Origin of the sequence: Streptomyces sp. NBC_01808 (genome assembly GCF_035917395.1) — a bacterium.
GTDB lineage: Bacteria > Actinomycetota > Actinomycetes > Streptomycetales > Streptomycetaceae > Streptomyces.
Genome location: NZ_CP109072.1, coordinates 4,614,434 through 4,636,853, shown reverse-complemented (window position 1 = coordinate 4,636,853; position 22,420 = coordinate 4,614,434). Strand labels below are relative to the sequence as shown.

The following is a 22,420-nucleotide window of genomic DNA, read 5'->3' as shown; positions in this document are numbered from 1 at the left end:
GGGCTTTGCGTGCGTGCGCGGCACGTGGGGGAGTGCCCTCGGATCGACGTGCAGAGCACATGCGCGGCGCATGGGCCTGCGACGTACGTGCAACGTGCGTACTGCGTGCAAGGCTTGAAGCTATGGGAGCGCTCCCACCGTCGGGCAACCCCGCGGGGCTGTCAACCCCCCGCGCACGAACCGTTCGAGCGCCCCCCGCCTCACCGGCGGTTTCCCCCGTACGGAGATCTGAAGAATCCGCCGGAGCGCAACCCTTTTCCCGCAGCGTCGTTTTCCGGGCCGGAAACACCTCTCGCATGGACGGGTGGACAATGCTGCGGCAACTGAACAGAGCACTCGGCCGGTTGACCGGCCTCCAGATCCGGCGCGCGCCCAGGCCGCACCGGAAGAAGCCCAAGGCCGCCGCCCCCGCCGTGCGCCCCGGCCGCCGGCCCGACTACCGCCCGCCACGGAACCCGCAGGTCGACCGGCTGATCAAGCGGCCCGTCTTCCTGATCACCCCGGTACGCTCCGGCGCCACCCTGCTGCGCATGCTCCTCGGCGGCCACTCCCGTCTGCACGCGCCGCACGAACTGCACGTGCGCCGGCTGGAGGTCACCGCCGGCACCGAACTGGCCGTCGAGGCGATGAACGAGCTGGACCTCCAGCGCACCGACCTGGAGCACCTGCTCTGGGACCGCGTGCTCCACCGCGAACTGGTCCGCTCCGGCAAGGACATCCTGGTCGAGAAGACGCCGAACAACGCCTTCGCGTACCAGCGCATCGCCGCCTGCTGGCCCGACGCCCGCTTCGTCTTCCTGCTGCGCCACCCGGCCTCCATCGCGCAGTCCTGGTACGAGGCCGACCCCTCCAAGCGCACCCCCGAGGAGGCCGCGGTCCAGGCGCTGCACTACACCCGCGCCACCGAGCGCGCCCGCCGGGAGCTGCCAGGACACCTCGTGCGCTACGAGGACCTCACCACCGACCCCGAGAGCGTGCTCCGCAGCATCTGCGACTTCCTCGGCATCGCGTACGAGCCGGAGATGCTCGACTACGGCACCCGCGAGGAGGGCGAGCTGCCGAAGGGGCTCGGTGACTGGAAGGAGAAGATCCGCAGCGGCCGCGTACAGCAGGGCCGCGCGCTGCCCGAGCCCGCCGAGGTGCCCGAGCCGCTGCGGGAGATCAGCACCGCGTGGGGCTACCTCAGGGACCCCGCGGGAGCGGCCGCGGACGCGGCGGCCGACGACCCCCGCGCCGAGGTCACCGAGGTCTGGCCGCGCGACGGCCTCATCCGCATCGTCGGCCGCCTGCACGGTGTCCCGGCGGCCGAGGAGCCCGCGCCGCGCTGGCGGCTGGCCGTCACGCTGACCGGCTCGCCCGAGCGCCGCCTCGACTACCCCGCGACGCTGCACGGCGAGACGTTCGAGGCCAGCGTGCCCGTCGCCGACCTGGCGCCCTCCGGGATCGCGCTGCCCGCGAAATGGGACCTCCACCTCACCGCGGGCGCGGGCGCCCGGGAGGTCCGGCTGCGGGCCACCCGGATCCTCGACGACATCGAGCAGAAGAAGAACATCATGGTGTTCCCCGCCCAGTCCGTGTCGTCCGACGCCGACACGATCCAGGTGAAGCCCTACTACACCGTCCGCGACAACCTCTCCATCGCGTGCCAGCTCCGCGACGACCTCTCCCGGACGCTCTCGTGAAGATCCGCTATCTGCTCCTGAACGCGTACGGCAAGGGCGGCACCATCCGCACGGTCTTCAACCAGGCCGGCTCCATGGCCGCCGCGGGCCACGACGTCGAGGTGATCAGCGTCCTGCGCCGCCGCGAGTCGCCGTGGTTCCCGCTGGACCGGCGGGTGCGGGTGACCGCGATCGTCGACTCCTACGGCGCCCCCGCCGTCCCCGAACCGCGGGTGTGGGCCGCCCGGTTCAGCAACCGCGGCCGGCCCTCCAGGTTCGTACCGAACGGCGAGGTCTCGCGCGAGCACTTCACCCGGGACGTGGAGACCCGGGTGATCCGCTGGATGGCGCGGCTGCGCGGCGGGGTGCTCGTCACCACCCGCCCGTCGCTCAACATCCTCGCCGCGCAGCACGCCAGCACCGACGTGGTCCGGGTCGGCCAGGAGCACATGAACCTGGCCACCCACCACCCGGACGTGCGCGCCGCCATCACCCGGCTCTACTCGCGCTTCGACGCGGTCGCCGTGCTCACCGAGCGGGACCGCGAGGAGTACGCGCGGCTGCTGCCCGGCACCCGCGTCGTGTGCATCCCCAACGCCGTCCACACCGGCGCGAAGCGGCAGTCGACGTACGCGAACCGCATCGCGATCGCGGCCGGCCGGCTGAAGAACCAGAAGGGCTTCGACTTCCTCATCCCGGCGTTCGCGCAGGCCGTCGCCACCCGCCCGGACTGGCAGTTGCGCATCTTCGGCACCGGCGACAAGGAACCGCAGCTCCGCCGGCTCATCGAGAAGCACCACGTTTACAACCACGTCTTCCTCATGGGCTTCACGGCCCGGCTCGACGACGAGCTGGCCAAGGCGTCGATGTTCGTGCTGAGTTCGCGCTTCGAGGGCCTGCCGATGGTGATGATCGAGTCGATGACGCACGGCCTGCCGGTGGTCAGCTACGACTGCCCGACGGGACCGGCGGACGTCCTCACCGACGGCCGCGAGGGGCTGCTCGTGCCGCCGAAGAACGTCGACGCGCTCGCGGTGGCCATGGGGCAGATGATGGACGACGAGGGCATGCGCGCGGACATGGGCATGGCGGCCCTCGCCAAGTCGCGGATGTACGCGCCGGAGTCCGTCCATCCGCGGTGGGAGGAGCTGTTCGCGTCGCTGGCGGCGGAGCGGGCGGCACCGCGGCGGAAGCTCGTACGGACGGCGGCCTGAGGCCCGTACGGCGAACGGCCCTTGCTCCGTCTCCGGACCAAGGGCCGTTCTGCCGTGCTGCCGTGCTGCCGTGCTGCCGTTCCGCGGTGCCGGCCGTTGCTGCCGTACGGGCCGGTCAGCGACCGTTCACGTACGGCACGTCCGGCGTGGACCGCTCGCCGTCAGCGCGCCCGGTAGGCGTCGAAGATCCGCTGCTGGACGCTGTTGCCCTGCTTGTCCACGGCCTTCGCCTTGAACGACACGGTCTTGCCCGCGGCCGGGTTGACCACGCTCACCTTGCCGTCCCGCACGGGCAGCTCCTTCCAGGTCGCGCCCCGGTCGGTGGAGACCCACACGGTCAGCGACTTGAGGTTGCTGCCCGCCGCCGAGCCCAGCACCTTGACCGGCACCGACTTCGTCGCGCCCGCGTTGGAGCTGCTCGCCGCCGACAGCGTCGGCGAGTAGCGCACCACGGAGATCGGCAGCTTCTTCGGGCTGTCGGTCGTGGCGGAGGAGAAGGTCCAGGTGGCGGTCACCTTCGTGGACGTCTGCGCCACCGTGGCCGGGCGGGTGGAGGTGGTGGTGAGCTGGTAGTCGGCGCTGCCCGCCGGCACCGTGAACCGCGTGCCGATCGGGAGGTCTGCCACCGACCCCAGCTTCGTGCCGTTGCGGTAGAGGGTGGTGTCGGCGTTCTCGTACAGCGAGTAGCCGTAGTGGGCGGGGTTGTCGAGGTAGACCGGGATCAGGGCGTCGATCGTGTTGCCCTCGCGGTAGGCGCCGGTGTCCTGGGTGAGGATCGGGCCGACCACGGCGGCGTTGAAGGACTCCTTGTACGTGCTGCCGCCGGCGTAGGTGCGCGCCTCCGTGGTGTAGGCGATGTCCTCCCACTCGTCGCCGAGCTGCCAGTACTCCAGCTCCCAGTTGATGCGGTCGCCGCCGCGCACGTACAGCGTGCCCTCGTACGGCAGGTCCCGCGCCGTGGCCGTGGCGCCGGTGCTCCCGCCGATGTACGGCACCGCCCAGACCCAGCCCTGCCGGCCTTCCGCCGAGGAGCCGAGCGTGAGGTCGAGCTTGGCCAGCTCGCTCTGCGGGGTGGCCCGCGTGATGCCGGTCCAGGCGGTGGTGCGGTTGGCGTCGCTGTAGACGGTCTGGTACTCGGTGCGCGCGCCGCTCGCGAAGTTCGCCTGCACCTGCTGGTACAGGTCGCCGGCGGCGAGCGCCGGGCCGAGGTGGGCGGTGCGGGCGTCGACGTCGCCCTCGATGGAGGTGCCCAGCCCCGTGCCCCCGCTGTCCGCGCTGACGTCCATGCTGACGTCGAGGTTCGTCCGCACGGCGGCCCCGTCCGGCACGCTGAGGTCGACCGGCTTCGCGGTCCTGGCGTCGAGGGTGACGGTCGTGTCCCCGGTGACGTCCAGACGCGGCTGGTTGATCCAGTCGTACGCGGTCAGCGTGTCGCCGTCGAACTTCGCGACGTCACCGTTGAGCAGGTAACGGCCCTTGGGCACGCGCACGGTGGCGGTGCTCTGGCCCGCCCGCTCCTCCCAGATCTCCCAGTTGCTCTCCTCCATGCCGGTCAGCAGCGCGGTGCCGTCCGTGGTCGGCTGCCCGTCGCGGCCGAGGAACTTCAGGGTGACGTCGTACGCCTCGCCCTCGCGCTCCACGCCGCCCGGGGTGACGACGCGCTGGCCGTCGCCCGTCGCCGTGACATACACCGAGTACGCGCCGTTGACGTCCCCGCCGCGGCGGGTGTCGACGGTCACCGGAAGCTCGGCGGTGCCGCCGCCCGGGACGGTGATCACGTCGGTGCCCATGCTGAACATCCCCGAGGGCGCGGCGGCGCCGCCGGGCTGCACGGTGGACGCGGTCAGCGACAGCGTGACGTCCTCGGTCCCCAGGTTCCGGTACGTGATGGTCTTCGTCACCGGCTCGTCGTCCTGGTGCGGCCACTCCTGCCGGCCGAAGCTCAGCGAGGCCGGCTCGCTCACCACGGACTGCCCCACCGCCTGGTCCGCGGCGATGAGCCCGGCGCCCTGGCCGAACGCGCCGCGCTTGGCGGCGGGCTTGGCGGACGCGGACAGCGCGGCCTTGATCTCCTGGCCCGTCCAGTCCGGGTGCTGCTGCGCGAGCAGCGCGGCGGCGCCCGCGACGTGCGGGGTCGCCATGGACGTACCGTCGATCGTCAGATACCCCTCGGGGTTCTGCCCGACCTCCTGGTCGATGACGCTGCCGGGCGCGGCGGCCGCCGTGATCGCCACGCCGGGGGCGGTGACGTCGGGCTTGACCGCACTGTCGCCGATCCGCGGGCCGCGGGACGAGAAGCCCGCCAGCCCGCCGTCCGCACCGACCGCGCCCACGGTGAGCGCGGCGTCGGCGGATCCGGGCGAGGAGATGGTGTGGCTGCCGGAGCCCTCGTTGCCGGCGGCCACCGCGAACAGCACGCCCTCGTCGGCGGAGATCCGGTTGACGGCCTCCTCCAGCGGGTCGATCTCGGGGGTGTCGCCGCCGCCGAGGCTGAGGTTGACGATGTCGGCGTCCTGGGCGACGGCCCACTCGAAGCCGGCGAGGATGCCGGAGTCGTCGCCGTAGCCGTCGTCGTCGAGCACCTTGCCCGCGAGCAGCTTCGCGTTCGGCGCGACGCCGGTGAACTTGCCGCCCGACTTCGCGCCCGTACCGGCCGCGATGGAGGCGACGTGGGTGCCGTGGCCGTAGCGGTCCTCGGCGTCGGCGGCCGGGGTGAAGTTCTCCCTGGCGACGACCTGTCCCGCGAGGTCCGGGTGGGTCTCGTCGACACCCGTGTCGAGCACGGCGATCTTCACGCCGTCGCCCTTGTAGCCGGCGTCCCAGGCGGCCGGGGCGCCGATCTGGGGCACGCTGACATCCAGGCTCGCGCGGCGCACCCCGTCGAGCCAGACACGCTTGACCCCGGTCTCGGCGGCCAGCGGCTCGGCGGCGCTGTCGCCGCGCTGGGCGCGCGTCAGCGCCTTCCAGGCCCCGGCCGCCTCGCCCTTGGCGGTGGTGACGGCCTCGGCGTTGAGCCGCGGGAAGCGGTGCTCGACGTCGGTGCCGTCGGCGGCGTGCAGCCGGTTCTGCGCCGCGGGGCTCTCGCCGCGGTAGTCGACGATGAGCTTCAGGCCCGCGCGCTGCTGGCGTACGTACTCGGGGCGCGCCTGCAACGTGACGTCGAACAGCCGGCGATCCAGCGTGCCGTCCGCGACGAGCGCGGTGGCGTCGCGCGGGACGACGTAGGTGTGGCCGTCCCGCTCGAAGGTGCGTACGGGTATCTCCGCGCGGCCCGGCCCGCGGTCGATCACCACGGCCTTCCCCTCGGCGTCGACCCGTACCCGGTCACCGGTGAGCAGCGTCACCCAGGTGCCGCCCTGCTTCGCGTACTGCGCCTGGCCGTTCCCCCCGGACGACCCGGCAGAGCCGGCCGAGCCGGCTGCCGGCGAGGCGGACGCCGCGGGCGCGGCCGTGAGGCCCGCCGTGAGCGCCGTCGCCGCGGCAGCCGCTAAGGCGGCGGCCCCCGCCCTCTTCATGTGTCTGCGCACTGAACCCCTCCCCTTGCGTCACGAGGTCAGGAGTCACTGGCGCCCCCGCCCCTCATTCGCACAATGATCCGACAAACCGCGCGGAGTTGCCCCCTCCATTTAGTGGTTCGCCGGACAGCCGGACGGGAGTGCAGGTCAGAGGGTGGCGAGGGGAGTTGTTCAGCGGGCAGTTTTGTTCAGCGGCAACAAGTACTGCTGTTCGCACGGGCGTTACCCGCCGTACGGCTCACTCCTGGTCCTGCTCGCGGAACTCCGCCCAGATCGCCTTGCCGTCCCCCTGCGGCTCCACGCCCCAGTTGTCGCACAGCGCCTGCAACAGCAGCACCCCGCGGCCCGACGACGCCATCTCGCCCGGGTGCCGGCGGTGCGGAAGGTTGCCGTCCGCGTCGGCGATCGTCATCCGCAGCACGCGCCGTCCCGGCGGTCCGGTGAGGTCCGCGAGGACGTTGGCGGTGCTGTCCGTGTGCATCATGACGTTCGCGATCATCTCGGAGAGCGCCAGCTCCGCCGCGTCGATCTGGTCCGCGGTCGCCCAGTCGTAGAGCAGGCCGCGCAGTTGGTGCCGGGCGTCGGAGATGCGCTGCTGCTCGGACTGCGGCACCGCCAGGTACATGTGCCGCTCCGACTCCGGGTGCGCCAGCCGGGTCGCGCCCGCGGTGCGGAGCAGGACGAACGCGATGTCGTCCTGGCTGCGCCCGGAGTGCGGCCCGCGGGTGGCGTACGAACCGGGCCCCGTGACCGTGTCCACGATCGTGTCCGCCACCGTCTCCAGATCCGCGCCGAGCGTCGCCCCGAACGCGGCCCCGAGCCGGGCCTGTCCGCTGTACAGGTCGTGGCCGCCGGTCTCCACCAGGCCGTCGGTGCACAGGAGCATGGTCTCGTCCGGGTCGATCTTGTGCTCGGAGAGCGGGTACACCGGGTCGGCCTCGATGCCGAGCGGCAGGCCGCCGTCGCTGGGATGGATGATCATCGTGCCGTCGGGCAGCGCCACCGCCGGGTCGAGGTGGCCGGCGCGGGCCACCGTCAGTGTGCCGGTCACCGGGTCGGCCTGGAGGTACAGGCAGGTGGCGAAGCGGGCGTCGACGGGGTCGTCGACCTGCCGCTCGTTGAGCCGGGTGAGGAAGGCGGAGGCCCGGGTCAGCACCGCGTCCGGGCGGTGGCCCTCGGAGGCGTACGCGCGGATGGCGATACGGAGCTGGCTCATCAGCCCCGCGGCCCGTACGTCGTGCCCCTGGACGTCCCCGATGACCAGGGCCGTCTGCCCGGAGGGCAGGCCGAAGACGTCGTACCAGTCGCCGCCGATCTGCAGCCCGCCGCCGGAGGGGACGTACCGCGCCGCCACGTCGAAGCCGGGGACGCGGGCCACCGCCGGCATCATGCTGCGCTGCAGCCCGTCCGCCAGCTCCCGCTCGGACTCGTGTACGTGCGCGTCGGACAGCGCCTGCCCCAGCATCCGCGCCACCGTCGTCAGCACCGACCGCTCGTCCGGCGTGAACGGCACCACCTCCTCGAACGCCGCCACCCACGCCCCGACCGTCCGCCCCTCCGCGATCAGCGGCAGGAACGCCCACGACCCGCGCGGCACGGCCTGCGCGTACCGCCACGCCTCGGGGAAGCGGCGCTGGTACTCCTCGCGTCCCGCGATGTACACGGCGCGGGAGGTGCGGGCCGCCTCCGCGGAGGGGAAGGAGGAGTCCATCGGGATGGTGCGGAAGGGCCCGGTCTCCTCGGGCCGGTAGCCGTGCTGGCCGATAAGGACCAGGTCGTCGCCCTCCACCGCGAAGACCCCCATGCCGTCCGGCGAGAACCCCGGCATCGACAGCGACGCCGCCACCCGCAGCACCTGGTCGGTCGAGCGCGCCTCGGCGAGCGCGCGGCCGGCGGAGAGCAGGAACGCCTCGCGGGACAGCCGCCAGTCGCTGGCCCCCTGCGGCCCGTCGCCGGGACCGGCGGGTGCGTCGATGACTTCCTGGACGGTGCCGGCGATGTCGGTCTGCTCCCCCGGCGCCGACTCCAGCGCCCGCATCCGGCAGCGCACCACCCGTACGACGTCGCCCTCGGTGTCGACGACCCGCAGCCGGCCCTCGGCGAGGGTGCCCTCGGCGAGGGCGAGGTCGAGGATGCCGTTGAGCTCGATGAAGTCGACGCCGTGCAGCCGGGCGCGTACCGCGGAGGCACGCACGGTGACACGCGCGGGCGGCAGCCCGAGCAGCCGGGCGGCCTGCGGATCCAGCACCACCCGGTCGGTGTGCGCCGCCCAGCGCCAGACGCCCGTACCCAGACCGGATAGGACCTCTTCGGTGCGCATTGTCCACATTTTATGCTTCAGCGAGCAAAGTGGTCTGCTTTGCGGCGTTCTTCCCACCCGGGCGAGGCGCGGCGGCCGCCCTCGAAGGCGGCGGTCACATGACCTGAGGGCACCGGCGGGGACGTACGGCGACTGAGGCATCGGTCTCTCCTCACCGAGACGGCTTACGGACCGCCTCCCGGCCGGGGGACGATCGACGGAGGCACGCTGTCGACCCCTGCCCGAGCCGAACGGGAGAAGAGCCCTGTGACCTGCGCTGGTGATGCCGAACGCGACCGGGTGGCGGCGTTCCGCCGCGCGCTCGGCCTGGAGCATCTGATCGACGTGCACACCCACTTCATGCCGCAGCGGGTGCTGGCGAAGGTGTGGGCGTACTTCGACGCCGCCGGCCCGCTGGTCGGGCGGCCCTGGCCGATCATGTACCGGCAGGAGGAGGACGAGCGGGTGGCGCTGCTGCGCGGCTTCGGGGTGCGCGCGTTCACGTCGATGCTGTACCCGCACAAGCCCGGCATGGCGCGGTGGCTCAACGACTGGTCCGCCGACTTCGCCGCCCGCACCCCGGACTGCCTGCACACGGCGACGTTCTTCGCGGAGCCGGGCGCGGTGGACGACGTGCGGCGGGCGGTGGGGCAGGGGGCGCGGGTGTTCAAGTGCCACCTCCAGGTCGGCGCGTACGACCCGAACGACCCCGTGCTCGACGAGGTCTGGTCCCTCCTCGCCGACACCGCCCTCCCGGTCGTCACCCACTGCGGCTCCGGCCCGGTCCCGGGCCCGTACACCGGCCCGGCGCCGATCGCGGCGCTGCTGAAGCGGCACCCGCGGCTGCGGCTGATCGTGGCGCACCTGGGGATGCCGGAGTACGAGGACTTCCTGACGCTGGCGGAGCGCCACGAGGACGTCATGCTCGACACGACGATGGCGTTCACCGCCTTCTCCGAGTCCGCCGCCCCCTTCCCACCCCACGCCCGCCCCCGCCTGGCCGCCCTGCGGGACCGCATCCTCCTGGGCACGGACTTCCCGAACACCCCGTACCCCTACGCGGCCGCCCTGGACGCGCTGACCACCCAGGACCAGGACGACGACTGGCTCCGCGCCGTCTGCCACGACAACGCGGCCCGCCTCTTCGGGCTGGAGGAGACCCGCGGCTTCGTTTAGGGGACCCGGCTGGGGTTCTGCTACGCTGATCCAGCGACGTCACGGCCCGTAGCCGACGACGGAGAATCCCAGTAGGGATCACGCATCACCTGTGCGAGACTAGGGCTCGCGCAAGCCTGGTCCTGTGGAGCAGTTTGGAGTGCTCGCCACCCTGTCAAGGTGGAGGCCGCGGGTTCAAATCCCGTCAGGACCGCCACCCTCAGGCACGCCTGAGGGCCACCCGACTGGGGACCCCGGTCCCCAGCCATCGGGCTGGGTAGCTCAGTTGGTACGAGCGTCCGCCTGAAAAGCGGAAGGTCGCCGGTTCGACCCCGGCCCCAGCCACACGAAGCCCCCTCTTCGGAGGGGGCATTTTCATGCCCGCGTACGGCGCGGGACGGCGGGAGAACCGGTCAGCGTCCGGAGGAAACTCCCGCCGGCCTGGTCGGCGGGAGTTTCGGAGGCCGACCGTAGCTACTAGACGAACCACCCGTTGTCGATCTTGTTGTTCCAGCTACCATCACAACCGATTCGGTCGATGCTGCCCAGGTCCGGCGCTTTCTGGCCGGGGTCTATGCGGAGGACGACCTTGCAGGACTTGTCCTCCAGGAGGGCTATCCGCCCCGTGCGGTTCCAGATGCTGTTCGCACGGTTTACCGAAGCGCTGGTCAGGCTCCAGTCGCCGGGGGGCGTCAGGGCGGCGAGACGCAGACCGCCTCCCTCTTGGTTGTCCCAGAGGCACAGACGGCCCTCGGGGCAGTCACTGAAGGCGGTCACTCCGATGTCGCTTCCGGGAGCGCCGAAGCCGTCCCCCTTGGGGTAGGAGTCGGCGATGGCGGGCGCGGTGCCCGCCGCGAGGGTCGCCGAAAGTGCGCCGATGGTGAGGATGCGTCGCATGCGCTTCATGTATTCCCCCTGAACTTGGCGGAAGTGCGGGCGCCCGGTTTTGCTGGATGCCACCGTGCCCCGCAAAGCTGACGAGCCGACCCTAGGCAGCAATACGCATCTGAACCAATGTGCACGGCGCCCAATTCGGTGTACCGATGGTGCACGGTGCTCACTGATCGGCATTCGTCACGACGGCAGTTGCCCACGCCGTCGAGGTCCGCTCGGCTATGTCAGTGCTCGGGCGTAGTCTCCGAGCACCACGAGCCGCCGCAGCCGTCTGGAGGGCGCATGACCGGTTGGATCCTGACCTGTAACCCGAGCGTCTTCGACTTGGAGTCGTATCGACGTGACGGGCACACCCTCGACTCCTGGAGTGTCCACCGCTACAGGCAGCAACTGACAGCCGGCGACCCCTTCGCTCTGTGGGTCACCGGCGCCGACGGCGGCTTAGTTGCCCATGGACGCATCACGGGGGCGCCGTGGTTCGGTCCGCCCAACCATGGTGGGTACTGGCGGGAGGACCCCGGTGAGCGGTGGTACGTGCCGCTGGCTGTCGACGAGTGGCTGGAGCGCGTCGTACCGCGCAGGCTGATCGCCGAAGACCTGCGTGTGGCGAAGGCCACCATCTTCACTCAGCCGTTCGCCGGCAATCCTCACCGGCTTGCAGACTCCCAATGGGAGGCGGTCTCCGAGCTGATGGGCCATACCTCGGGAGAGGACCCGGACCCGGAGCTGAAGCCGGGCGACGGGATGCACCGTGCGGAGCTTCAGGGACGTTACAGCGGTGACGGGAAAGGAGATATCAGCTCTACCACGGAGCCTGACCAGGTATCGGTGGGAACGAACTACCGGCCCGCAGACGAGGACGTGACGCCAGCGGCGTCAGAGACACCCGAGTGGTCCTGATCTGGACCTGTCCGGCCGCAACCTTCGGGTCCATCGCCGGCTCCAGAATCACTTGGCTGCTGCCGCTCAAGTGCGGGGCCTCGAAGTGCTCTCTCCTACGGCAGCCGACCCCGACTTCGACGTGGCATGGCGAGACGGTCACAACCGGCTGACGGTCTCCGAAGTCAAGTCGCTGACGTCGGACAATGAGACGCGGCAGTTGCGTGCAGGGCTGGGGCAAGTGCTCGATTACCAAGACCAGTTACAGGGACGCGCCGCGGAGGTGCGCGCTCTCCTGTGGGTGGAGCGTGAACCGACCGAGGCCCGTTGGGTTTCGCTCTGCGAGCGGCACGGGGTCATCCTCGCCTGGCCGGGTCGCGAAGCGGACATCTTCACGTAGGCCGTGGCCGTGTCTCCTCGTGCCGGGCGGGGTGGTCGGGGCGTTCGGGCGGTGAGTCTCCCGGGGCGGCCGCCGCGGAGACTCACGGCATGGCAATCAAGCCGCCGGGAGAGATTCCTGACCGCCAGGCATTCGTGCCGTTCATCGAGGAGTTGCGCGCCGACTACGAGGCGAACGGGCACGAGTGGGAGAACCCGGCCCTTGAGCGGTTTCTGGAAGCGCTCGGGGCCTGGGGCGAGGGGGCCCACGGGTGGCGGTACGCGCGCGCACCGGGCAGGAGATACCGGTGGACGGGGGCCGGGCGTTTTTTGTCAACGCCCTTGGGGGCGCCGCCATTTACGAGTGAGTCACCGTCCACAGCCAGCCCAGTGGCGTGAGGTTCAGGGTGCGGGCCACCGCTCGGGAGGCGTGGTTGCCGGTCGTGGTGCTGTAGAAGAGGGCTTCCGCACCGGCGCGTTGGAGGCCCCGTCCACGCCACGACCGTGTGCGGTGCCAGGCCCCGGCCGCGGTGTTCCGGGTGGGTCCAGGCGCCGGCTTCGGCTGAAGTCGGGGTCGATGCCGGGGTGTGGCAGATCGAGACCGGTGTGTCGTCGTGTACGGCCATCGCCCACGGGCCCAGCGTGCCCGTCGTCAGCTCGGCCCACTCCCCCGGTTCCCAGTGGCCGGCCGCCGCAGGCTCACCGCCCGGCGCAGGCCCGGGGCGTCCGACACCAGGAGCGGGAGCGGGGCCGGGGGCAGGGGTGGGAGGGTCGGGGGGAAGACGTAGCTGGGGCCGCCCTCCAGGGTGCTGTCCAGGGTGCGGGCCAGGGCCTCCATCGCGCGCGGGGCCCTTTCCGCTTCGTACGGAGTCGAATCCGACGACAGGGCGCGCTCGTGCTCCGTACCCGCCAGGTCCTCCGCCACCGCCACCAGCCGCGCCTCCGGCGACCACCCCCACACCGCCCGTACGCCGGCCGGCGCGCTGGCCGTCGGCAGCCCTCCGGCACTCCCCCGCGCCAGCCCGTGCACCCCCGCCACCTGCGGCGCCAGCAACCGCTCCTCGTCCCGTTCCATCCCGGCAACCCTTACGGCGCGACCCGCTCCCGCCCGCCCGGGTGCCGGTGGCGCCAGGTCCAGAAGACCGCCGTCCCGGCGATCGCCCACCCCGCCAGCACCAGGTACGGGAACGGGTGCTGGTGCCCGGCGAAGTACACCGCCGTGTGCTGGGCGTTGACCGACGCGCCCGGCGGCAGCCAGCGGCCGATCTCCCCCAGCGGCGACGGCAGCAGCGGCCACGAGACCGCCCCGCCCGACGACGGGTTGCCGACGAGGACCATCACCACCCACGTCGGCAGGATCGCCCACCGCCCCATCAGAGTGTTGAACATCGTGAAGACCATCCCCGACGTGAACATCGTCAGCGCCAGCGTCAGCCACGACTGCGGGAACGGCAGCCGCACCACCCCCAGCAGCAGGTCCACGACCACGTAGATGGTGAACCCGCCGAGCAGCGCGTACGCGGCCGTGAACCCGATCCGCTCCGTCGGGTTCAGCGCGTGCGCGTGCACGCTCAACTGGATCGCGCCCATGAAGCCGACGATCACCGCTGCGAGCGAGATGTAGAAGAGCGCGAGCCCTTGGGGGTCGCCGGACTGCATCGGCTTGATGTCCCGTACCGTCACCGGCACCCCCACCCGCTTCGCCACCCGCGGCGCGTCCTCCATCAGCAGCCGCGCCACCGACGCGCCCGCGGCACCCGACAGGTCCACCCGCGTCCGGTCCTGCCCGACCCGCAGCACCGCGAACACCCGCTGCTCCTCCACCGCGTCCCTGGCCTGCGCGTACGTTCCGTACGGGCGCAGTTCCACCGACGCCTCCAGCGCCTCCTCCAGCCCCTTGACGAACGCCCGCGCGCCCGGCTCGGCGGCCACGTCGCCGACGACCGCGACCGGCAGGTTGTGCGGCGTCGGGTTCGCCATCGCGGCGGTGTACGAACCGGCGAAGAGCCCCGCGACGGCGGCCAGGAGCAGCACCAGCACCACCGGCGTCAGGAACGGCCCGGCGCGGAAGGCCCGGATCTGCTCGGGTACGGGCCGCAGGCGGACCCGCGGGACGGGCCGCGGGAGGGGCCGCGGGCCAGCCCTCAGGAAGCGGGGCCGTCGGAGGGGCCACCGGACGCGCCGCCCCCGCGCGCCCCGCGACCGGAGCCGCGACCGGAGCCGGGGCCGGGGCCGGGGGCGTACGTGCGCCGGCAGCACCCGCCGCCGGGAGTGCGGCCACCGGACCGGGCGTGACCGCCCCGAGCCGCCCCCTCGCCGCCCCTTGTCCTCCGTCACAGACGACCAGCTTAGTGCGATTTACGGCTTTCGCCCCATCCGAACCCCCCGCCGAAATAGTTCGCCGACGCCCCCGCCCGGGTGAGATCCTTGAGTCCGTATGTCCACTTCCGCCACCCCCAGCCTCGCCGACCTCGGCGCCCGTCTGTCCGCCCTCACGCTCCGCGACGAGCAGCGGCTCGGCCGCCGCCTCGACGGCGCCCGCCGCGTCCGCAAGCCGGAGGCGCGGGCCGCCGTGCTCGCCGAGATCGCCGCCGCGGTCGACGCCGCGGAGCTGACCGCCGAGCGCCGCCGCGCCGCGGTGCCCCCCGTGTCGTATCCGCGGGAGCTGCCGGTCAGCCAGAAGAAGGACGACATCCTCGCGGCCATACGCGACCACCAGGTCGTGATCGTCGCGGGCGAGACCGGATCCGGCAAGACGACCCAGATCCCCAAGATCTGCCTGGAGCTGGGCCGCGGCGTCCGCGGCCTCATCGGCCATACGCAGCCCCGCCGCATCGCCGCCCGCACAGTGGCCGAGCGCGTCGCCGAGGAGCTGCACACCCAGCTCGGCGAGGCCGTCGGGTGGAAGGTCCGCTTCACCGACCAGGTCGGCGGCGACACGCTCGTCAAGCTCATGACCGACGGCATCCTGCTCGCCGAGATCCAGACGGACCGCGAGCTGCGCCAGTACGACACGATCATCATCGACGAGGCGCACGAGCGCAGCCTGAACATCGACTTCCTGCTGGGCTACCTCGCCCGGCTCCTCCCCCGCCGCCCCGACCTCAAGGTCGTCATCACCTCCGCGACCATCGACCCGGAGCGCTTCTCCCGGCACTTCGGCGACGCGCCGATCGTCGAGGTCAGCGGCCGTACGTACCCCGTCGAGGTGCGCTATCGCCCGCTCCTCGAAGAGGGTGCGGAAGACAGCGACCGGGACCAGATCACCGCCATCTGCGACGCCGTCGACGAGCTCCAGGCCGAGGGCGACGGCTCCGGCGACATCCTCGTCTTCCTCTCCGGCGAGCGCGAGATCCGCGACACCGCGGACGCGCTCGCGAAGCAGAAGCTCCGCAACACCGAGGTCCTCCCCCTCTACGCCCGCCTCTCGCACGCCGAGCAGCACCGCGTCTTCCAGCGGCACGGCGGCAGACGGGTCGTGCTCGCCACGAACGTCGCCGAGACCTCGCTGACCGTCCCCGGCATCCGGTACGTGATCGACACCGGCTTCGCCCGCATCTCCCGCTACAGCCACCGCACCAAGGTCCAGCGCCTGCCCATCGAGCCCATCTCGCAGGCCAGCGCCAACCAGCGCAAGGGCCGCTGCGGCCGGCTCGCCGACGGCATCTGCATCCGGCTGTACGCGGAGGAGGACTTCCTCGCCCGCCCCGAGTTCACCGACGCCGAGATCCTCCGTACGAACCTGGCGTCCGTCATCCTCCAGATGACCGCCGCCGGCCTCGGCGACATCGAGAAGTTCCCCTTCATCGACCCGCCGGACAGCCGCAACATCAAGGCGGGCGTCCAGCTCCTGGAAGAGCTGCACGCGCTCGACACCGCGCAGAAGGACCCGAAGAAGAGGCTCACCCAGACCGGCCGCAAGCTCGCCCAGTTGCCGGTCGACCCGCGGCTGGCCCGCATGGTGCTGGAGGCCGAGCGCAACGGCTGCGTACGCGAGGTCATGGTCATCGCCTCCGCGCTGTCCATCCAGGACCCGCGCGAGCGCCCCGCCGACAAGCAGCAGCAGGCCGACCAGCACCACGCCCGCTTCCGCGACGAGTCCAGCGACTTCGTGACGTTCCTCAACCTGTGGACGTACGTGCGCGAGCAGCAGAAGGCGCTGTCCTCGTCCGCGTTCCGGCGCATGTGCAAGCGCGAGTTCCTCAACTACCTGCGTATACGCGAGTGGCAGGACATCTACTCCCAACTGCGCACCATCGCCCGCGGCATGGGCATCCACCCCGCCGACCAGGACGCCGCGCCCGACCTGGTCCACCAGTCGCTGCTCGCGGGGCTGCTCAGCCACATCGGGCTGAAGGACACCGACGCGAAGAACGAGTATCTGGGCGCGCGCAGCGCGAAGTTCGCCGTCTTCCCCGGCTCCGCGCTCTTCAAGAAGCCGCCGCGCTGGATCATGTCGGCCGAGCTGGTCGAGACCTCCCGGCTGTGGGCGCGGGTCAACGCGAAGGTCGAGCCCGACTGGGTCGAGCCGCTGGCGCAGCACCTGGTCAAGCGCACGTACAGCGAGCCGCACTGGGAGAAGGACCAGGCCGCGGTCATGGCGTACGAGCGCGTCACCCTCTACGGCGTGCCGCTGGTGGCCCGCCGCTCGGTCAACTACGGCCGCATCGACCCCGAGACCTGCCGCGACCTGTTCATCCGGCACGCGCTGGTCGAGGGCGACTGGCGTACGCACCACAAGTTCTTCGCCGCCAACCGCCGCCTCCTCACCGAGGTCGAGGAGCTTGAGCACCGGGCCCGCCGCCGCGACATCCTCGTGGACGACGAGACCCTCTTCGACTTCTACGACCAGCGCGTCCCCGCGGACGTCGTGTCGGGGGCGCACTTCGACTCCTGGTGGAAGAAGAAGCAGCGCGAAGAGCCGGAACTGCTCAACTTCGAGAAGTCGATGCTCATCAACGAGCAGGCGGAGGGCGTCACCAAGGACGACTACCCGGACTCCTGGCGGCAGGGCAAGCTGAAGCTGCGGGTGACGTACCAGTTCGAGCCGGGCACGGACGCGGACGGCGTCACCGTGCACGTACCGCTGCAGATCCTCAACCAGGTGGTTCCCGAGGGCTTCGACTGGCAGATCCCGGGGCTGCGCGAGGACGTGGTCACCGAGCTGATCCGCTCGCTCCCGAAGCCGATCCGGCGCAACTACGTGCCGGCGCCGAACTACGCCAAGGCGTTCCTGGAGCGGGCCGTGCCCGTACAGGAGCCGCTGACGACGGCGCTGGCGCGGGAGCTGCAGCGGATGGTGGGGGTGCCGGTCGCGGCGGAGGACTTCGACTGGGGCAAGGTTCCGGACCATCTGAGGGTCACGTTCCGCGTGACCGACGAACGGCGGCGGCAACTCGCGGAGTCGAAGGACCTGGAGGAGCTGCGGCTGAAGCTGAAGCCCAAGACGCAGGCGGCGATCACCCGGGCGTTCGACGAGGCGTCGGGCGGCGGGAAGGGCGCGCGCGGGGCCGAGGCGGAGAGCGGCGCCGGCGGGCCCGCGCTGGACCGGCGCACCGGCCTCACCTCCTGGACCGTCGGCACCCTCCCCCGCACCTTCGAGACCCTTCCCCAAGCTCTCGGCTCCGCTCGAGCAGGGGATACCCCATTCGGCGGCAACACCGTCAAGGCGTACCCGGCGCTGGTGGACGAGGGCGAGACGGTCGCCGTGCGGCTGTACGACACGGAGGCGGAGCAGGCCGCCGCCATGTGGGCCGGCACCCGCCGGCTGATCCTGCTCCAACTCCCCTCCAACCCCGCAAAGTTCGCCAACAGCACGCTGTCCAACCAGGCGAAGCTCGCCCTCTCCCGCACCCCGCACGGCGGCGTACAGGCCCTCTTCGAGGACTGCGTGACGGCCTCCGCGGACCGGCTCATCGCGGCCCGCGGCGGGCCCGCGTGGGACGAGGAGGGCTTCCGCAAGCTCTTCGACTCCGTACGGGCCGACATCGTCGACGCGACGATGCAGACCATCCGGCAGGTGCAGGAGGTGCTGGCGGCCTGGCACGCCTGCGAGGGGCGGCTACGGGCCGTCAAGAGCCCCGTGCTGGCCGAGTCCGCGGCGGACGTACGCGAGCAGTTGGCGTGGCTGGTCAAGCCGGGCTTCGTCACCGAGCACGGCGCGGGCCGGCTGCCGGACCTGCTGCGCTACCTCGTCGCCGCGGACCGCCGGCTGCAGCAGCTCCCGACGCACGCGGAGCGGGACCGGGCGCGGATGGCGAAGGTCAAGGAGATGCAGGACGAGTACGCGTGGCTGCTGGAGCAGCAGCCGCGGGGGCGGCCGGCGCCGAAGGCGGTGCTGGACGTGCGGTGGATGATCGAGGAGCTGCGGGTCAGCTACTTCGCGCACGCGCTGGGGACGGCGTATCCGGTCTCCGACAAGCGGATCGTGAAGGCGGTCGACGCGCTGGTGCCGCCGACGAGGTGAGCCGCGGGAACCGGTTCGACCGGCGGCCTGAGCTGCTGTAGAGTCGGGCACGCGCGTTCGCGCAAGCAAGGTCCTGTGGAGCAGTTTGGAGTGCTCGCCACCCTGTCAAGGTGGAGGCCGCGGGTTCAAATCCCGTCAGGACCGCACAGCAACTCGTAGCCCTGTCCGAGGCCGCGCCCGCGGCGAAGCCGCAGACAGACGCAGCAAATCCCGTCAGGGCCGCACAGCAACTCGTCAGAACTCAGCAGCCTCCGTCGTCACGGCGGGGGTTTTCTGTTTCTCCCGTGGCGCGTTCACCCTGGTACGCGGTCTAGACCGGCTGCTCGTTTCCTTGACGGGCGTACGGGCACCCGGTACTCAACGGCTATGACGACGACGGTGCGGCACGAGACCAAGGCCCTTCTGCGCGCCCATCTCTCCGCCGCCTCGCCCTACGGGCACCTCACCCCCCACTGCGCCGTCTGCAGCCGTCTGCTGCGGCTGGCGATGGAGTCAGGGCAGCCGCCGGAGATCGCGGACGCGAACGACGCGGCAATGGCGAACGACGCGGCGGACACGGCCGCGCCGGACGGGGCAACGCTTCCGGCATAGGGCAGGAGTTGACCGGGGGTCACTATCGCAGCGGTCACCGAGGCCGCAAGCCGCCACGACTGTGACGGGGATCACTCATTCGGTTTCGAAACATGCGGATTTACGTCCCTCTTAGGTTAGGTCAATTTTGTATATGCCATTGCACCCATGCCCGGACGGGCACCGACACTTCCGGACGTCGCGTACGCGAACGACCCCCGGCGGCCGCCCGGGGAGGGCGGCCACTGGGGGCCGATCGGCACATCGCGCTGGACCCGGCGGAGTCCAGCGCGATCGATGACGCTGCGTCGCGTGTGGTGCGAGGGGCGTGAGCCGGGCTAGGGGGTCCCGGCCGGCCCCGGCGACGCGGGTAAGTCAGGCCTCGCTGCGCTGCTGCGGAATGCCCGCCAGCAGTGCACGGACCTCCGCCTCGCGGTAGCGGCGATGCCCGCCGAGCGTGCGGATCGACGTGAGCTTGCCGGCCTTCGCCCAGCGCGTGACCGTCTTCGGGTCAACGCGGAACATCGTGGCTACCTCGGCGGGGGTCAGCAGCGGCTCGGCGTCAGGGGTGCGAGCGGTCATGAGCGGCCTCCTCGGGAGAACCGAACCTTCTCGGTTCTTTCCTCTAAATTCTGCACCTTGACCCTCGTTGACCGATATGGCCAACGGGGGTCGAGTCGGTAATAGGACGAACGTCTTGTCCTCGGCACTACAACTACACCATCTGTCCAGCGGCGTCGGCCAAACCGATGGAATTGCCCTCTGAGGTGTTCAACCTCGACGGATCCCGCTGGACCGTGCCATAGCGGACAGTCACACCTTCGTGACGATCAGTCACAGCACCCCCAGGGGCCACAAGGCCTCCCACGAGAGGATCAATGGTCGGCATTCCACCCTAAGTTGGACGGAACATACCCCATCTGGACTCCTTGCCCTATATCGTCACCCAGGCTACGCGGTGACGGCAAGACCCAGGTACGTGCTTTCCATCACGCTTGACCAAATAGCCTGGTTCGGGACCTTCGTCCGGGGCCAAGGTCCCCAGGGGCAGGGACCGAACGGCCCCTTCCGTACCGAGGCATGGCGGGACACTAGTCCGGATTTGTTCGTCACACTAGTGAGCGCTTGCCGGACCCCTTGCCAGAACCCCCGCCGACACCCCGCCGAACGGCCGCCGGGCGCCCCGCCCGTGCGGCCTAGCTGGCGAACTGCCGCTCGCGCACCACGCCCCAGCGGTCCGTCAGCCGCTGGTACGCCCGCCCGGCCCGCTCCTCGTCCCCGGCCGCCAGCGCCGCGATGCCCTCCGCGACCTCCGCCGCGGACCGGTCCTCCGCCAGGTGCTCCTTCGGCAGTACGTGCACGAGGCCGCCGTAGTCGAGCTCCACCAGCGACCGCGGATGGAACTCTTCCAGCCACTTTCCGACGTCCACCAGACCCTCGACCAGCGGCGCCTGCCCCACCGCGTCGCGCAGCGACTTCAGCCCGCGCGCCACCCGGCGCCTGGCCTGCACCATGGGCGTGCGGTAGCGCAGCAGGGTGCGTGCGCCCGTCTCGTACTCCCGCTCCTCGTCGGAGAAGAGCACGAACCAGCGCATCGGCACCGTCCACACCGCGGACCTGATCCATGGGCGGGCGTCCGGGTTGTCCACCCGCCACCGCGCGTGATCGGCGAGCGCCTGTTCCCGTACGACCTCGGGCAGCGCCGCCTCCAGCACCGGCTTGGGCAGCTCCTCGACCAGCTCGTCCAGCGCCAGCCAGCTCCGCAGCCGCGTGCGCCACGGGCAGACGCACGTCACGCCGTCCACGTCGGCGACGAAGGCGTCGCCGCTCTCGTGCGCCGGGGCCGCCGTCGGCGGGGTGCCGGCCAGCCCGGCGAGCGCCCGTAGCAGCTCGTCCTGGCTGGTGGGGGCGGCTTTGCGGGCCGCGTAGCGGTACCAGTGGGTGCGTTCGGGTTCGGGGAAGGCGGCCAGCGGCTCGTACACGCGCAGATACGTCGCGTACGGGACCACCAGTGACGACATCACGGCCACACCCTCTCCCCTCGCCCACGTAGGTATCCGAGTCTCCCGCAGACTATGGTGCTGAGTCCTCCGGGGGGACGCCTCCTGGGGACCCGAGACCCCGCCGGGGGGTCCCGGAGGGCGGCGCCGCTCTACGCTTGAGCCACTACCTGCCCTCCCCACCCCTGGAGGGCAGCAGCCCGCGACCAAACCGGAGTCACCACCGTGACCGACGTTCTCTCCACACTCTTCCGCTCCGATCAGGGCGGACATGAACAGGTTGTCCTCTGCCAGGACGGCGAGACCGGCCTCAAGGCGGTCATCGCCCTGCACTCCACCGCCCTGGGCCCGGCCCTCGGCGGCACCCGCTTCCACGACTACGCCTCGTCGGCCGACCCCGAGCAGGCCGCGGTCCTGGACGCGCTGAACCTCTCCCGCGGCATGTCCTACAAGAACGCAATGGCCGGCCTCGACCACGGTGGCGGCAAGGCCGTGATCATCGGCGACCCCGACCGGGCGAAGACCGAGGACCTGCTGCTGGCCTACGGCCGCTTCGTCGCCTCGCTCGGCGGGCGCTACGTCACGGCGTGCGACGTCGGCACGTACGTCGAGGACATGGACGTGGTCGCCCGTACGAACAGGTGGACCACCGGCCGCTCACCCGAGAACGGCGGCTGCGGCGACTCCTCCGTGCTGACGTCGTTCGGCGTCTTCCAGGGCATGCGCGCGGTGGCAGAGCACCTGTGGGGCACGCCGTCGCTGCGCGGCCGGCGGGTCGGCATCGCCGGGGTCGGCAAGGTGGGGCACATCCTGGTGGACCACCTGGTGGCGGACGGCGCGGAGGTCGTGGTCACCGACGTACGGGAGGAGTCGGTGGCCCGGGTACGGGCCGCGCACCCCGGCGTGGCCGTCGCGGCGGACACGGACGCGCTGATCCGCGAGCCGCTGGACGTGTACGCGCCGTGTGCGCTGGGCGGGGCGCTCAGCGACGAGACGGTGCCCGTGCTCGCCGCGAAGGCCGTCTGCGGCGCCGCGAACAACCAGCTCGCGCACCCGGGCGTGGAGAAGGACCTGGCCGACCGCGGGATCCTCTACGCCCCGGACTACGTGGTCAACGCGGGCGGCGTCATCCAGGTCGCCGACGAGCTGCACGGCTTCGACATGGACCGGGCGCGGGCGAAGGCAGCGCGGATCTTCGACACGACGGTGGAGATATTCCACCGGGCGGCGTCCGACGGCGTGCCCCCGGCGGTGGCGGCGGACCGGATCGCGGAGCAGCGCATGGCGGAGGCCAGGCGCCGCGGCTGAGCGCCGTACGCCCCCGGCCGCCCTGCGGCCCGCCCCGCCGTGCGCGGGGCGGGCGAGGCGGATGTGCACATTCGCCAAGGC

At 71.5% G+C, this 22,420-nt stretch carries 16 protein-coding genes and 3 tRNA genes; 12 read left to right on the top strand and 7 right to left on the bottom strand.

What is annotated here, in order from left to right; translation table 11 throughout:
* Positions 1–296: 296 nt before the first annotated feature.
* On the top strand, positions 297–1,682 hold the full coding sequence (locus OG946_RS20445) for a sulfotransferase family protein (protein WP_326797500.1): 1,386 nt from the start codon (positions 297–299) through the stop codon (positions 1,680–1,682).
* Positions 1,679–2,875, top strand: coding sequence for a glycosyltransferase family 4 protein (locus OG946_RS20440; RefSeq protein WP_326797499.1), 1,197 nt, complete (start codon positions 1,679–1,681; stop codon positions 2,873–2,875). The genes OG946_RS20445 and OG946_RS20440 overlap by 4 nt, the downstream gene beginning before the upstream one ends.
* Before the next feature lie 161 nt (positions 2,876–3,036).
* Here OG946_RS20440 and OG946_RS20435 read toward each other — a convergent pair whose 3' ends face one another.
* Both OG946_RS20435 and OG946_RS20430 read right to left on the bottom strand, forming a co-directional pair.
* A complete protein-coding gene (locus OG946_RS20435; protein ID WP_326797498.1) occupies positions 3,037–6,402 on the bottom strand; it encodes a S8 family peptidase in 3,366 nt (1,121 codons plus the stop codon).
* A 226-nt stretch (positions 6,403–6,628) separates the two neighbouring features.
* Entirely contained in the window at positions 6,629–8,710 is a 2,082-nt protein-coding gene (locus OG946_RS20430; protein ID WP_326797497.1) for an ATP-binding SpoIIE family protein phosphatase, read from the bottom strand.
* Positions 8,711–8,956: 246 nt separating this feature from the next.
* Here OG946_RS20430 and OG946_RS20425 point away from each other — a divergent pair, with 246 nt between their 5' ends.
* The 3 genes from OG946_RS20425 to OG946_RS20415 all read left to right on the top strand — a co-directional run bounded on the left by OG946_RS20425 (position 8,957) and on the right by OG946_RS20415 (position 10,189).
* Positions 8,957–9,865: an amidohydrolase family protein gene (locus OG946_RS20425; protein WP_326797496.1), complete on the top strand. Its 909-nt coding sequence runs from the start codon at positions 8,957–8,959 to the stop codon at positions 9,863–9,865.
* Positions 9,866–9,983: 118 nt separating this feature from the next.
* Positions 9,984–10,061, top strand: a tRNA-Asp gene (locus OG946_RS20420).
* Between the two features lie 54 nt (positions 10,062–10,115).
* Positions 10,116–10,189: transfer RNA gene (locus OG946_RS20415), tRNA-Phe, on the top strand.
* Between the two features lie 132 nt (positions 10,190–10,321).
* On the opposite strand, the gene OG946_RS20410 is transcribed toward OG946_RS20415, so the two are convergent.
* A complete protein-coding gene (locus tag OG946_RS20410) occupies positions 10,322–10,741 on the bottom strand; it encodes a peptidase inhibitor family I36 protein (protein ID WP_326797495.1) in 420 nt (139 codons plus the stop codon).
* A 279-nt stretch (positions 10,742–11,020) separates the two neighbouring features.
* Here OG946_RS20410 and OG946_RS20405 point away from each other — a divergent pair, with 279 nt between their 5' ends.
* The 3 genes from OG946_RS20405 (at position 11,021) to OG946_RS36155 (ending at position 12,394) form a co-directional block, all read left to right on the top strand.
* A complete protein-coding gene (locus OG946_RS20405; protein ID WP_326797494.1) occupies positions 11,021–11,638 on the top strand; it encodes a hypothetical protein in 618 nt (205 codons plus the stop codon).
* Positions 11,639–11,690: 52 nt separating this feature from the next.
* A complete protein-coding gene (locus OG946_RS20400) occupies positions 11,691–12,017 on the top strand; it encodes a hypothetical protein (protein ID WP_326797493.1) in 327 nt (108 codons plus the stop codon).
* An 89-nt stretch (positions 12,018–12,106) separates the two neighbouring features.
* A complete protein-coding gene (locus tag OG946_RS36155) occupies positions 12,107–12,394 on the top strand; it encodes a DUF7660 family protein (protein WP_442814429.1) in 288 nt (95 codons plus the stop codon).
* Positions 12,395–12,647: 253 nt separating this feature from the next.
* On the opposite strand, the gene OG946_RS20395 is transcribed toward OG946_RS36155, so the two are convergent.
* Positions 12,648–13,070 (bottom strand): hypothetical protein, encoded by a 423-nt coding sequence (locus OG946_RS20395; RefSeq protein WP_326797492.1) that lies wholly within the window; start codon positions 13,068–13,070, stop codon positions 12,648–12,650.
* Between the two features lie 11 nt (positions 13,071–13,081).
* A complete protein-coding gene (locus OG946_RS20390; RefSeq protein WP_326800319.1) occupies positions 13,082–14,095 on the bottom strand; it encodes an ABC transporter permease in 1,014 nt (337 codons plus the stop codon).
* Positions 14,096–14,432: 337 nt separating this feature from the next.
* On the opposite strand from OG946_RS20390, the gene hrpA reads away from it, so the two are divergent.
* The 3 genes from hrpA to OG946_RS20375 all read left to right on the top strand — a co-directional run bounded on the left by hrpA (position 14,433) and on the right by OG946_RS20375 (position 19,052).
* The gene (gene hrpA, locus OG946_RS20385) at positions 14,433–18,461 is read left to right on the top strand and encodes an ATP-dependent RNA helicase HrpA (protein ID WP_326797491.1); all 4,029 of its coding nucleotides are present in this window, start codon (positions 14,433–14,435) and stop codon (positions 18,459–18,461) included.
* 69 nt (positions 18,462–18,530) lie between these two features.
* A tRNA-Asp gene (locus tag OG946_RS20380) sits at positions 18,531–18,605 on the top strand.
* Positions 18,606–18,827: 222 nt separating this feature from the next.
* Positions 18,828–19,052: a DUF6274 family protein gene (locus tag OG946_RS20375; RefSeq protein WP_326797490.1), complete on the top strand. Its 225-nt coding sequence runs from the start codon at positions 18,828–18,830 to the stop codon at positions 19,050–19,052.
* Between the two features lie 354 nt (positions 19,053–19,406).
* Here OG946_RS20375 and bldC read toward each other — a convergent pair whose 3' ends face one another.
* Positions 19,407–19,613 carry a developmental transcriptional regulator BldC gene (bldC, locus tag OG946_RS20370; protein WP_003949541.1) on the bottom strand — a complete coding sequence of 69 codons (207 nt, stop codon included), beginning with the start codon at positions 19,611–19,613 and terminating at the stop codon, positions 19,407–19,409.
* A 614-nt stretch (positions 19,614–20,227) separates the two neighbouring features.
* Complete coding sequence (locus tag OG946_RS20365; RefSeq protein WP_326797489.1) at positions 20,228–21,061, bottom strand: hypothetical protein; 834 nt, start codon at positions 21,059–21,061, stop codon at positions 20,228–20,230.
* Between the two features lie 195 nt (positions 21,062–21,256).
* Between OG946_RS20365 and OG946_RS20360 the strand changes: the two genes are divergently transcribed.
* The gene (locus OG946_RS20360) at positions 21,257–22,339 is read left to right on the top strand and encodes a Leu/Phe/Val dehydrogenase (RefSeq protein WP_326797488.1); all 1,083 of its coding nucleotides are present in this window, start codon (positions 21,257–21,259) and stop codon (positions 22,337–22,339) included.
* Positions 22,340–22,420 lie beyond the last annotated feature (81 nt).